Origin of the sequence: Paenibacillus sp. MMO-58 (genome assembly GCF_037146255.1) — a bacterium.
In the GTDB taxonomy this organism is placed as follows: domain Bacteria; phylum Bacillota; class Bacilli; order Paenibacillales; family Paenibacillaceae; genus Pristimantibacillus.
Genome location: NZ_JBBCVY010000012.1, coordinates 120971 through 135758 on the forward strand (window position 1 = coordinate 120971; position 14788 = coordinate 135758).

The window sequence follows — 14788 nt, forward strand, 5'->3', positions numbered from 1 at the left end:
AAAACTCCCTTCCGGCTGCTATCTTGCAGCTTGAAGGGAGTTTTTAATTAAATATTTAGGGCATTGAGCAAGGCGTAAGCGACCTTCACTGCTTCAGCGCGTGTCAGGGTGTCATCCGGGCGGAAGGTACCGTCCGGATAACCGCTCACGATACCCGCGGCTGTCGTTTGACTTACGGCATCAAGAGCCCAAGCCGGAATAGCATTTGCATCGTTAAATGTCTTGCCGGTGCCGGACGGAGCGATGCTGCCAGCCTTCAGAACGCGTGCGGCGATTACCGCGATTTCCGCGCGTGTGATTCGCTGCGATGCGTTAAAGACGGAGCCGTCTTTCGTATCGAAGCCGGTCACATAGCCGGCATCGGTAGCTGCTTTCACTTGCGCTTTGGCCCAAGACGGAATCAGGCTGTCATCGGCGAAGCGGGTTGTACCGGTTGCGGCAGGCAGACTAAGCGAGTCTACCAGCAGCTTTACCCATTCTGCGCGCGTGACCGGCTGGTCCGGACGGAACGTTCCGTCTTCGTAACCGGAGATCACATTCATGCCGATTAAGCGGTCGGCATAAGGTTTTGCCCAGGATGCGTTAAGATCCGGGAAGGTTTGAGGCGCGTAGCCGAACACGCCGAATTTCGTGAAATGCTTAACGTCGACCGTAATGGTGCTACCATTTGCGTTACCGCCGAGGAAAATCCATTTCTTCAGCTTTTCGTTGTAGTAGTAGACAGCAGGCTGGCTGTTTGATGCGGCCGAATTTATCGCGTAGTTAAAGGTCAATTCAACCGACTTGCCGAACGTTGTACCCGCATTGCTTGTCATCTCTACGATTGGGCTCAGCGCCTTTAGTGAACCAAGCGGCGGCTGCTGCTCCGAGGAGAGAACCTGCGCGCCGATTGTTCCGCTTGCGGATACGGCCCCTGCCGGTATCTTGAAGGCGATCACGTCTTTCAAGCTGCCTTCCGCGCCTTTGGCCGGGTCAACGGTAACGGAAACGGACGCTGCCGGCGTGTTGCCAGGTGAAGTTGTATTTCCGCCGCCGCCCGGAGTCGAAGTTGACGGCATCGCTTTAATCGTAATGGCAAAGGTTTTGGAATCCGACGAATCGCCGCGTGAAGCGGTTGCTTTAAGCGTAACCGTCGCGTCAGGCTGTCCCGCAGCAGGACGGCTCATTTTGGCGATACCATTTTCAATTGCGACTGCGTTTGCTTGGTCAGCCGTTTCCTCCCAGGCGATTACCGCGCCATGCTCTCCTTCGGAAGGGAGAATGATATTCTCGGTAACCGCATCCGTATTGCCAAGCGTCAGCTTGTTGAGCGTATCTTGCACCGCTTGTTCATCCGTGTACGCAGCCGTATCCACAAAGATGGGATTCGAGTAGAACCACAGGTCCTGATAGTTGCGGTTGTTAATCTCGTTGAACCGGGCCGCAGCGTCGGCGGTTGTTGTTTTTGGATCGATGAGCGGATTGCCGTCCAACGTTTCGCCCGGCACATTCATTCCGAGATTCGTACCTCTCAGACGGAAATACTGATCCTTGCTTGCTTTCGGCAGGTCGTAAGTGATGACGTTGTAGCCGTTTGCGTCGGTTGTCCAATCCTCGCTAGTGAAAGTGGCAACGACACGGGTGGAATCATTCGTATCCTTGTCGTAGGCTGGAGTTCCTTTCTCCGCCGGGCCGGTCACGTCGCCTGCAATCAGGTCGATATGGTCAACCGCCGGTTTCGCGCCGCCGGATTGGCCGCTGTTGATCGGATTCTCGTAGTTATTCGTCTCCGGGCTTTTGAACTTGATCGTAAGCGTAAGCTTATCCCCTTCGGTTGCCTGCAGGGTTCCGCCCATTTCGGCATTTGCGCCGCCGTCCGCAAGGCGGAAGTCCAAGGCGTTAATCAGGTCGCCAAAGACGGAGAACGATTTACCCGAGCGCATGCCGTTCAGAATATCCTGCGTGGATTTTCCTTCGCTCCAAATATAGTTTTTAGCGTATTCGCCCGGCCAGTAGCCGCTAGAGTTGGTGTCGATGGTTTTGAAATGGTAGTCCGAATTCGCGAAATTCCAGAACTTGCGGCCTTCGCCAAGCAGGGAGTCCCATACGCCGCCAACCTTCGCTACCATGTAATCGACACCGCCGTAGGAACGGTTCTTGTAGTTGTCGTTAGCGGTAGGATTAGCGGGGTCGTATGCCGAGTTATACCCGCCGCGGTCCGGCTCCATTTGATTTCCGAGCATCCCCTCGAAGCCAAACGCGATGTCCGGTGCTGTATTGTTAAAGTCGCGGAAGTCTGAAATCTTGTATTTGCCTACGCCCCGGGAAGGATGGTTGACGATCATGTAGCTGGTCTCCGGGTAATTGCGTTTGAGCCAGTTAATCGCGGATAGACTGTCCGCATGCGTGCTGTACGCCCGGCTATCCGCGGCCTGCCACTGCAGAACATCGGCAGGGTTAAACCAGGCTGCATCGCGGTTCGTGAACAGGTACTCGAATTGGTTCGCGGCTTTCAGTGCTGCTTCGGAGCCGGGTTCATCCGTAAGAATGCCAACGGAGCCATGCTCATGTGACGGGATATCCCATTCGAAGCCGGAGAAGATTGTCTTACCCGCATATTTGCCTGCATCCTGCAAAGCTTTTATTTTTGGAACCTGATATTCGAGCAGCCCTTTCGATAACGGAATAGGACCGCCGGGAATGTCGGCGCCCGTATCATCCCGCTTGGAGGAGCGCAAATGATCCGCCAGCATGATGAAATCGAGGCCGTAGGTTGTCAGGCCGTGATCAAGCACCGATTCCAGTGAGCTCTGGGCATCGTCGGATTCAATCGTATGGGCATGGAATTCACCGGTTAACCATTGGCCCTGATCTTGCGTGGCGATTGTATCGGCTGCCGCGGCTTTAGGAATGGGGACTGCAAGGCCTGTAGACAGAATACTTGCCGAGAGAACCATAGGAAATACGATTCGAGCTTGCTTGTTAAATTTCAAAACGTTATTACACCACCAGTCTGCAAATGTGTTGCCCAAGATGAAGTAGGGGCATGATCAAGTGTACAAGTCTAACATCAAGGGGGTGTTAGGTGATGGAGTTGTTATGTTAGTTGAATGTAAAATATACTACTAGTAACTACTCTCCCAGGAGGTCCTGCCATGAAGCCGATCCCTACCGTCTCCCGCGATTTGATTGCGCTGCCGCCGACTTTTCCGATCGTCATCTCGCAGTCGGAAGGGGTCAGCCCGCTGTTTCAGCGGCTGCATTGGCATACGGCTCTGGAGATTAACTATATTAATCGGGGAAGCGGCTACTATCTGATTAACGGTACGAGGCATGACTTCCGGGAAGGGGATATTCTTCTTATCAACTCGAATGATCTGCACCGTGCTTTCGAGACTGAAGGGCTGGTTATGACAATCATTATGTTTGATCCGGCGTATTTCGCCTTGGAGCAGCGTTATGATACGGAGCTTCTGATCCCCTTCCGAGAGATCGGGATACGGTTCGATAACCTGCTCGACCGGGGTCATCCGATGCTGCCTCGGCTAGGTGCGGCGATAGAGGAGATGCGTTGCGAATTCTCCTGCCGGGAGCCGCATTTCGAGGCGGTAATCCGGTCGCAGCTTGTACAGTTTATGGCGTTCGTTAATCGTTACTTCGCAAGGGAACAGGAGCGTCGTTCGTCCCATATCCGAGGAATGGATACGATACGCTTAGCGCTGAACACCATAGAGGCGGATATTTCCCACCCATGGACGTTAAAAGAACTGGCGGCTGCCGCTCATCTTAGTCCGTCTCGCTTCAGCGCCTTGTTTGTTCAGACGGTTGGCACTTCGCCGATGGATTATTTGATTCAGCTGAGGCTGTCCGCGGCGGTTAGTCTGTTGGAGTCCTCAGACAAGAAAATTATCGAAATCGCGGAATCTACGGGATTTCGCAATTTATCCAATTTCAACAGGCTGTTCAAGCAGCATATCGGGAAGCAGCCGTCGGAGCTTCGTCCTCATCACTAATCTCAAAAACAGTAAAATTGTATCGGAACATCGTTCTTTGTTGGTAGAGGAGCGGTGTTCTTTTCTTTTATTCTCTATATATATCTTTTATAAAGCGGTAAGGGGCGTGGCAATAATGCTGTTTCTTGGAGTAGATGCCGGCGGAAGCAAGACGCATGCTTTGCTTGCGGATGAGAACGGCCGCGTGCTTGGCAGGGGTAGCGGCGGTAATGGCAACCATCAGACGGCCTTCGAAGCGGCAAGAACGGAGATTGACCGGGCTTGCGCGGAAGCGCTTCGGCAGGCTGGCGCTGCCATAGAGGAAGTCGAATTTGCTTACTTCGGCCTAGCCGGAGCGGACCGCGAACCGGATTACGCGATTCTCCGTCCAATGATCGCATCGCTGAATTTCCCCCGCCACGACATTGCTTGCGATACGATGATCGGCATGCGCGCGGGTACGCATCAAGCCTATGGCGCGGTCATTATCAGCGGTACGGGATTTAACGCCGCGGCGCGTAATGCCAAGGGCGAAGAGCTGCAGTACGGTGGCTTCGGCTATTTGTTTGGAGACGGCCAAGGTTCCGGCACGGATCTGGCGATTCATGCTTTTCGCTCGGCGGTACGAAGCTGGGAAGGACGTGAGCTCCCGTCTATTCTGACGGAGCTGGTGCCCCGGCAGATGGGTTATTCCTCCGTCCGGGAGATGTACGAGGATGCGCTTGATAACGGGGTTCGGCCAGCGAAGCCGCTGTCGCAAACGATGTTTGAAGCGGCTTCGCTAGGCGACAAGGTGGCCATCCGGATTCTTGAAGAAGCCGGACACGAGCACGGGAATGCCGTCAATGCCTTGATCCGAAGGCTTGGCATGGAGCAGGACAGCTTCGACGTTGTCTTAACGGGAAGCGTGCTCGCCAAAGGCAGCTCTCCGCATATGGTTGATGCGATCAAAGCATCGGTTGCCGCCGCGGCTCCGCACGCAAACATCGTAAAGCTCACGATCGATCCGGTCATTGGCGCGTTAATGAGCGCGATGGACAGCAGCGGCGTCACGATTTCGGCGGAGACGGATGCGGCGTTACGCCGGATTGCGTTTTAAAAGTTTGGGTAATCATTCTTTTTTAAGGAGAAAATGTCCATGACTATAAGCAGACAAGGATTAAAGGTTGCCGTGATCGGAGGAGGCTCCTCTTATACGCCGGAATTGGTAGAGGGTTTTATCAAACGGTTTGACGAGATGCCGATCCGCGAGCTATGGCTTGTTGATATTGAAGAGGGACGCCGTAAGCTGGAAATTGTCGGAAAGCTGGCGCAGCGGATGGTTGAGCAGGCAGGTGTGCCAATGGATGTGCGCTTAACCTTGAACCGCCGTGAAGCGATCGCCGGAGCGGACTTTGTCACGACGCAGATGCGCGTTGGTCTTCTGGAAGCAAGACGCCGGGATGAGCATATTCCGATCAAGCATGGCGTTATCGGCCAGGAGACGACAGGTCCGGGAGGGATGCTGAAGGCGCTTCGGACGGTTCCGGTTATATTGGATATTTGCCGGGATATCGAGGAGCTTGCGCCTAATGCGTGGATGCTGAACTTTACGAATCCGGCCGGCATTGTGACGGAAGCGGTGCTGAAGCACAGCAAGGTGAAGACGGTTGGGCTATGCAACTCGCCGATCAACTTCCAGAAGTATCTCGCCAAGCAATACGGCGTCTCGGAGAGTGAAGTGCTGCCGGAGTTTGTGGGCATCAACCATCTGCACTGGATTACGTCGGCCTACGTAAACGGCGAAGACAAACTGCAGGAGATGATTGGGGGAGGAAAAGATTACTCGGCCACTAACGTCACAGCCTTCGATTGGGATCCGGAGTTCCTGCGCTCGCTTGGCGCGCTTCCAACCTATTATCTGCGTTACTTCTACATGACCGACACGATGTACGCCGAGATGAAGGAATCGCTTGAGAAGAACGGCACGCGCGCCGATGTGGTCAGCCGGGTGGAGGAAGAGCTGTTCGAGCTGTACAAGGATGTTAACCTGAAGGAAAAGCCGAAGCAGCTGGAGAAGCGGGGCGGAGCTTTTTATTCCGAAGCGGCGGTCAATCTGATGTTTTCCCTTTACATGGACCGCAAAGACATTCAGACGTTAAATGTCCGTAACGGCGGCATTATTGATTTTCTGCCGGAGGATGCGAGCATTGAGGTGAACTGCGTGGTGACGGCGCAAGGTCCGATTCCATTGCCGCTGCAGCGGGTTCCCGAGCAGATCAAGGGGCTACTTCACGCGGTAAAGACTTACGAGTCGCTTACCATCGAAGCAGCGGTGACGGGAGACCGCGGGGCTGCGCTTCAGGCCATGGTGCATCATCCCCTGGTGCCAAGCGTTTCCGTAGCCAAAACCTTGCTTGGCGAAATGCTGGAAGCGAACAGGAAGTACCTGCCGAACTTTTTCGAAGCCTAACCGATCATTCTAATGCCGCATTCGTGCGGCATTTTTTGTCTTCACAATGTCCTTTTCACCCCATCAATCGCTCATGGATGTAACTTTATACCAGAACCGGGACGAATGGACTACCAGTATTTCGGTAAAAGACGAATGTTAGCTTTTCGAAACAAGACGAACGTTCGTAAAAATTCATTGACAAGCTGCAGGTTCCTTATTATATTAATTTACGGATAACAACTAATTAAATAATAACTTTTCGTATAATCTCAAGAATTGGCTTGAGAGTCTCTACTCGATCACCGTAAATGATCAGGCTACGAAACAGTGGAAGAGTTGCCGCGCTTTGTTATTCCATTTTAACGGAATGACATTGACTCGGTCCGCGGTATACTTTTCCCCTTTTTGCAGAGCCTAGGAGATAAATGCGTATTTGCGCATCTTTTCCTAGGCTTTGTTGCTTGTACACATTTTTGGGGGGTTAATGGGAAAATGGAACGGTTCTTTAAGTTCAAGGAACATGGTACAAACTTCAGAACGGAAATTATGGCGGGTCTGACTACCTTCATGACGATGGCTTACATTCTGGCAGTCAATCCGATCATCCTGACGCCAACGGGTCTCGACTGGACGGCAGTATTCCTGGCAACGGCAATTGCGGCAGGTATTTTCACGATTGCAATGGGCTTGTTCGTTAACTTCCCGGTCGCTTTGGCGCCTGGTATGGGCCTTAACGCTTACTTTGCTTCAACCGTTATTGCTTCGCAGGCTACTGATAAGCCAATCTCGGTTGCCATGGGTCTGACAGCGGTATTTATCTCGGGTATTATCTTTATCATCCTGACACTGACGCAAATTCGTCAAATGCTCATTACGGCTGTACCGGACAGCTTGAAGCATGCGATTACGGTTGGTATCGGTTTGTTTATTACGATTGTAGGCTTGAAAGGCAGCGGCCTGATGACGGTTGCCGTAACAGCCTTTGGCGATATTAAAGCAAATGCATATACGGATGTTTCCGGTTCGGAAACGGTTATCCATATCGGCAGCTTCGCAAACGAAACGGTTATTATGACCGTCGTTGCCCTGTTCATTATCGGGATCCTGATGGTTATGCGCGTACCGGGCGCAATTCTGTGGGGTATCCTCGGCACTACCGTGCTTTCGATCATCCTTGGTCAAGTTGATTTCAAAAAAACCTTTACGAATCAAACATGGGTGCCTGACTTCTCCACAATGAACATCGGTCACTTCGACTTCCCTGGCGTATTCGAGGTTGGTATCGTAACGGTCGTCCTGACGTTCACGTTCGTTGAATTGTTCGATACATTCGGCACGCTGGTTGGTACAGCGAACCGTGCAGGCTTTATGAAAGATCCGGTTGAAGGCAAAAAACGCGTCGGTAAAGCGATGTTCGTTGACGCCGTGGCCGTAAGCGGCGGCGCATTGCTTGGTACAAGCACGGTAACGGCTTTCGTGGAAAGCTCCGCCGGGGTTGCGCAAGGCGGACGTACAGGTCTGACTTCGATCACTACAGGCGTCTGCTTCCTGCTTGCGATCTTCCTTTCGCCGGTTGTGGCGCTGGTTCCTGCGGCTGCAACTAACGCGGCACTGATCATCGTTGGCGTATTGATGCTTCAATCGGTGAAGGAAATCGACTTCTCCGATATGGTATACGCGATTCCTTCGTTCCTGACGCTGGCGCTTATGCCTTTCACTTACAGCATCGCTAACGGTATCTCGTTTGGTATCGTGTCTTACGTTGTTCTGGCGACAGTCGGTAACGTATCGAACAAAGGCAAATACAAAGTTCACTGGCTCATGTGGATTCTGGCTATTCTTATCGTTGGCCGCTACGTGATCATGGGAACAGAATAGTATTATAATAGAAGAAACAGAAAGCAGCGCTGGACCGGCGCTGCTTTTTTTGTTGCCTGCTGCCCGGAGCGAAACGGCGTCAAGGGGTGGCAACGTTGTACGCCTCGCTCGATAAGGCAAGCGGCGTGAAAGTTCATAAATAGTGAAGCTTGCCTTATTGTTGGTCAGCGGTCATTATTGCATCCCGTTTGCTAGGCTGCGTGGGGCCAAAAAAGAGACCACTCTCATCATTTGTGAGAGTGGTCTCTAGTCCATTGCGTTTAAATGGCAGTTGCCGACAACGGCTTGTTATTTAAAAAATAAAAAGTGCGTCGGAAGCTTTCTAAGCTGTCCGTCGGAAGGCTTGTTAATAACGCGTCCGTTCCAGATCAGCGACGAGGAGCCGCCGCCGTCCAGGTTGTAGCCGTCGACGGCGCCGAACCGCTGCAGCAGAAGCTGCATCTCGGCTAGCGTTGCGCCGGAGCTGCCGCCTTCGTTGCGGCCGTCCGCTACGATGATAAGCAGCTGTCCGTCCTTGTAGTTGGCAATAACGGTGCGGGGCGCACGAGTTGGACTGCCCTGCCACTTGCTTGGTATCGTTGTTGGATTACCGTTCTTCAGAAGCACGGGAACAAACGATGCGCCAAATTTGACGTTTAGATTATCCAGCTGCTGCTTGCTTGTGAATTTGCCGCCAACCAGCTTATTGCTGGCGTTAAGACCAACAAAGAACAGGTCGGCACGGGTTGGCTCGAAGCCTTCTACATAGTCGCCGTTCAAAATGGTTGTGCTGAGCGGGTACCGCTTGCCTCCTCCATCGGCAAAGCCGCCTGCATTAACGCCGGCCACGGCGCCGTAACGTTGTACGGCAGCCAGCGTGGTTTCGGCACCGCCTACCTTATCGTTGCCGAGTACCATTTTCATCGCGTCGCCTGACTTGAGTTTAATTTTCATCGCATAGCTTTGGAAGTTGTCGGCCTTTATGTAGAATAACTGCGCGGTCAGCTTGTCCGAGCTGATCGTTCCCGAAGGGGCTCCAAGCCGTCCGGTAATGATTCTGTCGTAAATGACCAATGGGCGGTTAGCCTGGGTAGTTGCCGTATTGACGATCTGTTTCATATCGGCGTTTGTCTGGTTATACAGCTTTAGCTGCTTTTTAATGGAGGCGCTTGTCGCTGCCGCGGTCTGATGGGCCTGATCGAGTCCGCTGGCAACAGATTTCGTATGGTCTGCGGCAGCCTCTTGCTGAGTACCGGCCTCCGGGGAAATGCTGTCCGGTAGGACAATGGAAATATTCGTGACCATAAGCCATAACAACATCGCGACAAACGGTGTGCAGGCCAGCAGCATCGTTCGGTTCAGTGCTCGGATGGATAACGTCATTTGAGCACATCCAGATTTTTTTGCAGTTCGTTCAGCTTCTTTTTCACTTCGTTTAATTGCGTGTAAAGCTTATTGCTGTTATCGGTTTTGACATCAGCATTATCCTTTGTGAAGGTCAGCAGCTCGTTAAGGGCTTCTACCTTGGATTCCAATTGCGACAGCTCTTCTTTATAGCCGGTTTCCACTTTGGCAATCCGGTCATCGTATTGCTTTTGCATCTCGGCAATTTGTGCGGCTGTCTGGCGTTCCACGTCAGCAGAAATCTGCTTCTGGACATGCTCGCTGTACAGCTTGGCACCGGTGAGGCCGGCAGCAATCAGAATAACCCATACACATACAAAGATGACAAAAGCACGCTGCTTCGTAGCCTTGCGCGATTTCGTTTCATAAGAAGCATTTGTTTCTAAAGCGGTATTGCTCATGGGCGTTCACCTCGTTTTCCGTTAATAAGGAAGTGAACGGACTGCAAAAACAGCATTTAAGCTAGTCTATCATGTTAGACGAACGAACGATGCCCAAGGTTAAGGCTGTCACTACATTGTAACAAAGATTGCTAGGGAAAGAGCCAATCATTTTGTGGGAATTGAAGGATAAGGTATAATAATAACAATTACGCTAAGTTCACGCTTTCGAAGCATGAATTATCACAATTGGCTTAAAAAATTTGCAATTTGGGTGAAAATTCATTAAGCGTATGCTTACGAAGCAAGAATTGCTTCGCAATTCTTTTTAGGAGGTAATCAAAACATGACCACAGCTGTAGAACAAGCCATGTTTGCCGGAGGATGCTTCTGGTGCATGGTATCGCCGTTTGAAGAAACACCGGGTATTTTGTCCGTTGTATCGGGTTATTCCGGAGGCCATAAAGCAAATCCAACGTATGAGGAAGTATGCTCCGAAACAACCGGTCATGCGGAAGTTGTTCATATTACTTTTGATCCGTCGATTTATTCCTATGAGAAGCTGCTGGACGTGTTCTGGCATCAGATTGATCCGACCGACGCTGGCGGCCAATTCCATGACCGCGGGGAATCCTACCGGACGGCTATCTTCTATTATAATGAAGAGCAGCGCCAGAAGGCGGAGGCTTCCAAGGCGGCTTTGGCGGCAAGCGGCAGATTCGACAAGCCGATTGTTACAGCCATTGAGCCGGCGAAGGAGTTCTACCCGGCGGAGGACTATCATCAAGGTTATCATCGGACGAACCCGTTCCGTTATAAAATGTATCGCAAAGGCTCCGGCCGCGATGCCTTCATCAATAAGCATTGGACGGTTAAGAAGGATGAAGGCGAGCTTCGCTCCCGTCTTACTCCGCTCCAGTACGAAGTAACGCAGAACAATGCGACCGAGCGTCCTTTTACGGGCGAATTTTGGGATCACAAGGAAGAGGGCTTGTACGTCGACATCGTCTCGGGCGAGCCGCTCTTCACATCCCGCGAGAAATACGATTCCGGTTGCGGCTGGCCAAGCTTTACGAAGCCGGTGAAGGAAGCGTCCATTACGGAAGTGCTCGACACCAGCCACTTCATGGTTCGTACCGAGGTGCGCAGCAAAGAAGGAGATTCCCATCTGGGCCATGTATTTGACGACGGCCCGGGACCAAACGGACTCCGCTATTGCATTAACTCCGCTTCGCTCCGATTTATCCCGGCGGCGGATCTGGAGAAGGAAGGGTACGGCGAGTACGTCAACTATTTCAAATAAGCGATTGGGGGAGAAACAATGCATATTGAAGAAGCGATCCGAACGAGACGTTCCATTGGGCGCGTCAAGCAAGATCCGGTTGATCGAAATCTGATTGAGAAGGTGCTGGACGCGGCAACTTGGGCGCCCAGCCATCATAACACGCAGCCTTGGAGATTTATCGTAATGACCGGTGACGGCCGTGCCAAGCTCGGCGAAGGTTATGCGCGCGTCGCTCTTGCATCGCTTGGAGCAGGGGAAAGCCCCGAGCTGGAAGAACGTCTCCGCAAGGAGCGCATTAAAGCGTACCGCTCGCCAGTGGTTATTGCGGTGGTCTGCTCGCCGTCCGCTGATCCGCGGGCTACATTGGTGGAGGAAATTGCCGCTTCGCATACGGCTGTGCAGAATTTGCTGCTTGCCGCACACGCGAATGGGCTGGGAGCAATCTGGCGTTCCGGCGACCCGATGTACCATCCGCTTATGAACGATACGTTTGGTTTGGCTGAGAACGAGCAGATCGTCGCGCTGGTTTATATGGGTTACCCGGATATGACTCCGCCGGAACCAAAACGCACGCCGGCAGCGGAAAAAATAACTTGGCTTGAATCTTAATCTTAAGCAAAACAAGGCGCCCGTAAGGGCGCTTTTTTTGTTGTCCAATCGGGAAAAATAAACTCGGACAAGATAGAACAAATTTTTCAACAGCAAATACTTTATTTATAATTAATTTAGTGTTAAAATATTCAGAGTTAATGAAATTGCTTTGCATAATGTACTGACCGTCGCGAAAGGGGTGAGGGGAATGACCAATGCCAGCGAAGAGTTAATTAATCTTATCGGCCAGTTCCGATTGTTTCTGAAAAATGTCACGACCGAGTGGAGCAAGAAGACGATGGCCGGCATGAACACAACGCAGTTCAAGCTGTTATACACGCTTCATTCATCCGGTCCCTTGAAAGTGTCGGAGCTTGCCGATTTGCTTGGATTGACGTCCGGCGCCATTACGGGTATTGCCGACAAGATGCTGGCGGAAGGCTTGATCAGCCGCGAACGAACAGCCGATGACCGGAGAGTGGTCATTATTGCTTTGACTTCGGCAGGCGATAAGCTTGTTAACCAGGTCATGGAATGTCACGAAGAAATATTTTCTTCTTTTTTCAACGGCCTTCCGGAAGAAGATCTTCAACATTTGAGAAGAATTTTCTCGAAGCTGACGGCCAATATGGATGAAGGCAAGCCGGAAAAATAATTTTGCATGGACGGATTGACTGATTCACAAAAAAGATATATAGTAGTAAATGCTTTGTTAATAATTTATTTAGTATTAAAATATTAAATGCTAATGGATTATCGGTTCAAGCAATCGGCGGGAAAGGAGAGAGGCAATGACGACTGCCAATGAAGAGCTGATAGGTTTCATGGGACAATTCAAGACGTTCCTGAAAAACGTAAACAACGAATGGAGCCGGAAAACAATGACGGGCATGAACTATACCCAGTTCAAGCTGTTGTTTACCCTCCATACATCGGGCTCCCTCAAGGTTTCCGAACTTGCCGATATTCTCGGACTGACCTCCGGTGCTATTACGGGTATTGCCGATAAGCTGGTGGCGGAGGATTTGATCAGCCGCGAGAGGGCAAAAGACGACCGCAGGGTCGTATACATTGAATTAACGGCTAAGGGCAAGGATGTGGTTGACGACATTCTCGAGTCGCAGAAAGAGACATTTTCCTCCTTTTTCAATGTATTGCCGGAAGAAGATATTCAGCATCTGAGGAGAATTTTCACCCAGCTGCTTGCGAATATGGATAACAAATAGCGTTTCCGCTTGAATCACAGAAACATAGAAAAAGGAGAGAAAGACCCTATGAGTAATGCTGTAGCGGCATTAAAAAGAGGCCCGATCGTCGCATCGGTGCTTATCGCAGCCTTCGTAGCGTTATTGAGCCAGACGCTCCTTAACGTTGCGCTTCCGAGTATCATGACTGACCTGAAGGTCAGCGCGAATACGGTACAATGGCTGTCCACCGGTTATTTGCTTGTCAATGGCGTCCTTATTCCAATTAGTGCTTATTTGATCAGCCGGTTTTCAACCAGATCATTGTTTGTCGTAGCAACAAGTTTATTTACGGTAGGTACCATTGTCAGTGCCTTGGCACCGAACTTTGAGACCCTGCTTACAGGCCGTATTATTCAGGCAGCGGGCGCAGGTATTCTGATGCCGCTGATGTCTATCATCTTCCTGACGATTTTCCCGATTGAACAACGCGGTAAGGCAATGGGTATGATGGGGATCGCGATGATCTTCGCACCTGCCGTTGGCCCAACGCTGTCGGGTTGGGTTGTTGAGCATTACGATTGGCGTGTTCTGTTCTACATCGTATTGCCGCTGTCGCTGTTCGGCTTGATTTACGGCGCTATTTCGATGAAAAACGTTACGCAAACAGCGAAATCCAAGCTGGATGTTTTCGCCGTTATTTTGTCTACTCTGGGCTTTGGCGGCCTGCTGTACGGCTTTAGTGACGCAGGTACGGACGGCTGGAACAACGCAACCGTGTACACAAGCTTGATCGTTGGCGTTATTTCCTTGATTGGCTTTGTATGGTACCAGCTTGTTGTTAAGAAGCCAATCCTTGAAATGCGCGTCTTCAAGTTCGGCATGTATTCCCTGACTACCGTCATTAACGTCATTATCACAATGGCCATGTTCTCGGGTATGATTTTGCTTCCGATTTATTTGCAAAATATTATGGGCTTCACGCCGCTTAAATCCGGTCTGCTTCTGCTGCCAGGCGCAATCCTGATGGGTATTATGTCGCCAATCACCGGTATGATCTTCGATAAAGTCGGTGCTCGCTGGCTGGCGGTTGCCGGTCTTATTATTACCGTTTACTCGTCTTATGAATTCAGTCAGTTGACGGATCATACGACTTACGGTTACCTGATCACCATGTACACTTTGCGTATGTTCGGTATGTCCATGCTGATGATGCCGATCCAAACGGCAGGCATGAACCAGCTGCCGCAGCGCTTGAACGCACACGGCTCGGCGATGTCGCAAACGCTGCGTAACGTAGCGGGCGCTTTGGGTACGGCGTTCCTCGTTACGCTGATGACGAACAAAGCGGCTTCGGAAACAAAGCATATGGTTGCAACGCAAGGTATTGATCCTAACGATAAAGCGGCAATGGCTCATGTAATCCAAGAAGCTACGATTACGGGTATCAATCACTCGTTCGTTGTAGCAACTTGGTTCGCTGTTGCGGCGCTCGTACTGGCCTTCTTCATCCGCAAAGTTAAGCCGCATGAAGAACCGGCTACCGTAGTAAGCGCATCTTCCGAGGGTCAAGCGAAAGCTCAGCTTGCCGCGACCCAGTCGAAATAAGGATTGGTTAAACGCCAAGCTGCGCATTCAAATGTTCTTCCGATCGCCATTGCTCAGGAATTCTTTTGATTGAA

The 14788-nt window shown here is 51.3% G+C and carries 12 protein-coding genes and 1 riboswitch; of the genes, 9 read left to right on the forward strand and 3 right to left on the reverse strand.

Going from position 1 to position 14788, the window contains the following annotated elements:
- Positions 1-47: 47 nt before the first annotated feature.
- Positions 48-2972, reverse strand: coding sequence for an S-layer homology domain-containing protein (locus tag WFJ73_RS27525; RefSeq protein ID WP_336776137.1), 2925 nt, complete (start codon positions 2970-2972; stop codon positions 48-50).
- 162 nt (positions 2973-3134) lie between these two features.
- Here WFJ73_RS27525 and WFJ73_RS27530 point away from each other — a divergent pair, with 162 nt between their 5' ends.
- From WFJ73_RS27530 to WFJ73_RS27545, 4 genes are all read left to right on the forward strand, one after another.
- The gene (locus WFJ73_RS27530; RefSeq protein ID WP_336776138.1) at positions 3135-3992 is read left to right on the forward strand and encodes an AraC family transcriptional regulator; all 858 of its coding nucleotides are present in this window, start codon (positions 3135-3137) and stop codon (positions 3990-3992) included.
- 112 nt (positions 3993-4104) lie between these two features.
- On the forward strand, positions 4105-5070 hold the full coding sequence (locus WFJ73_RS27535) for an N-acetylglucosamine kinase (RefSeq protein WP_336776172.1): 966 nt from the start codon (positions 4105-4107) through the stop codon (positions 5068-5070).
- A 39-nt stretch (positions 5071-5109) separates the two neighbouring features.
- A complete protein-coding gene (locus WFJ73_RS27540) occupies positions 5110-6423 on the forward strand; it encodes a 6-phospho-beta-glucosidase (RefSeq protein WP_336776139.1) in 1314 nt (437 codons plus the stop codon).
- A 221-nt stretch (positions 6424-6644) separates the two neighbouring features.
- Positions 6645-6745: riboswitch (purine riboswitch) on the forward strand.
- A gap of 152 nt (positions 6746-6897) precedes the next feature.
- Entirely contained in the window at positions 6898-8283 is a 1386-nt protein-coding gene (locus WFJ73_RS27545; protein ID WP_015842477.1) for an NCS2 family permease, read from the forward strand.
- 288 nt (positions 8284-8571) lie between these two features.
- On the opposite strand, the gene WFJ73_RS27550 is transcribed toward WFJ73_RS27545, so the two are convergent.
- Entirely contained in the window at positions 8572-9645 is a 1074-nt protein-coding gene (locus tag WFJ73_RS27550) for a phosphodiester glycosidase family protein (protein ID WP_336776140.1), read from the reverse strand.
- Positions 9642-10067, reverse strand: a complete 426-nt coding sequence (locus WFJ73_RS27555) for a hypothetical protein (RefSeq protein ID WP_015842479.1) — start codon at positions 10065-10067, stop codon at positions 9642-9644. The genes WFJ73_RS27550 and WFJ73_RS27555 overlap by 4 nt, the downstream gene beginning before the upstream one ends.
- 325 nt (positions 10068-10392) lie before the next feature.
- Between WFJ73_RS27555 and msrB the strand changes: the two genes are divergently transcribed.
- The 5 genes from msrB to WFJ73_RS27580 all read left to right on the forward strand — a co-directional run bounded on the left by msrB (position 10393) and on the right by WFJ73_RS27580 (position 14714).
- Entirely contained in the window at positions 10393-11349 is a 957-nt protein-coding gene (gene msrB / locus WFJ73_RS27560) for a peptide-methionine (R)-S-oxide reductase MsrB (RefSeq protein ID WP_336776141.1), read from the forward strand.
- A gap of 18 nt (positions 11350-11367) precedes the next feature.
- Positions 11368-11940, forward strand: coding sequence for a nitroreductase family protein (locus WFJ73_RS27565; protein WP_336776142.1), 573 nt, complete (start codon positions 11368-11370; stop codon positions 11938-11940).
- A gap of 190 nt (positions 11941-12130) precedes the next feature.
- Complete coding sequence (locus WFJ73_RS27570) at positions 12131-12577, forward strand: MarR family winged helix-turn-helix transcriptional regulator (protein ID WP_336776143.1); 447 nt, start codon at positions 12131-12133, stop codon at positions 12575-12577.
- Positions 12578-12713: 136 nt separating this feature from the next.
- A complete protein-coding gene (locus tag WFJ73_RS27575; protein ID WP_336776144.1) occupies positions 12714-13148 on the forward strand; it encodes a MarR family winged helix-turn-helix transcriptional regulator in 435 nt (144 codons plus the stop codon).
- Positions 13149-13196: 48 nt separating this feature from the next.
- Entirely contained in the window at positions 13197-14714 is a 1518-nt protein-coding gene (locus WFJ73_RS27580; RefSeq protein WP_336776145.1) for a DHA2 family efflux MFS transporter permease subunit, read from the forward strand.
- Positions 14715-14788: the final 74 nt, after the last annotated feature.

What these genes read in the sequence shown, in the direction of transcription:
- WFJ73_RS27555 (WP_015842479.1), bottom strand. Translation starts at nt 10,067, where the DNA reads ATGAGCAATACCGCTTTAGAAACAAATGCTTCTTATGAAACGAAATCG.
- WFJ73_RS27575 (WP_336776144.1), top strand. Translation starts at nt 12,714, where the DNA reads ATGACGACTGCCAATGAAGAGCTGATAGGTTTCATGGGACAATTCAAG.
- WFJ73_RS27550 (WP_336776140.1), bottom strand. Translation starts at nt 9,645, where the DNA reads ATGACGTTATCCATCCGAGCACTGAACCGAACGATGCTGCTGGCCTGC.
- msrB (WP_336776141.1), top strand. Translation starts at nt 10,393, where the DNA reads ATGACCACAGCTGTAGAACAAGCCATGTTTGCCGGAGGATGCTTCTGG.
- WFJ73_RS27545 (WP_015842477.1), top strand. Translation starts at nt 6,898, where the DNA reads ATGGAACGGTTCTTTAAGTTCAAGGAACATGGTACAAACTTCAGAACG.
- WFJ73_RS27540 (WP_336776139.1), top strand. Translation starts at nt 5,110, where the DNA reads ATGACTATAAGCAGACAAGGATTAAAGGTTGCCGTGATCGGAGGAGGC.
- WFJ73_RS27580 (WP_336776145.1), top strand. Translation starts at nt 13,197, where the DNA reads ATGAGTAATGCTGTAGCGGCATTAAAAAGAGGCCCGATCGTCGCATCG.
- WFJ73_RS27565 (WP_336776142.1), top strand. Translation starts at nt 11,368, where the DNA reads ATGCATATTGAAGAAGCGATCCGAACGAGACGTTCCATTGGGCGCGTC.
- WFJ73_RS27570 (WP_336776143.1), top strand. Translation starts at nt 12,131, where the DNA reads ATGACCAATGCCAGCGAAGAGTTAATTAATCTTATCGGCCAGTTCCGA.
- WFJ73_RS27530 (WP_336776138.1), top strand. Translation starts at nt 3,135, where the DNA reads ATGAAGCCGATCCCTACCGTCTCCCGCGATTTGATTGCGCTGCCGCCG.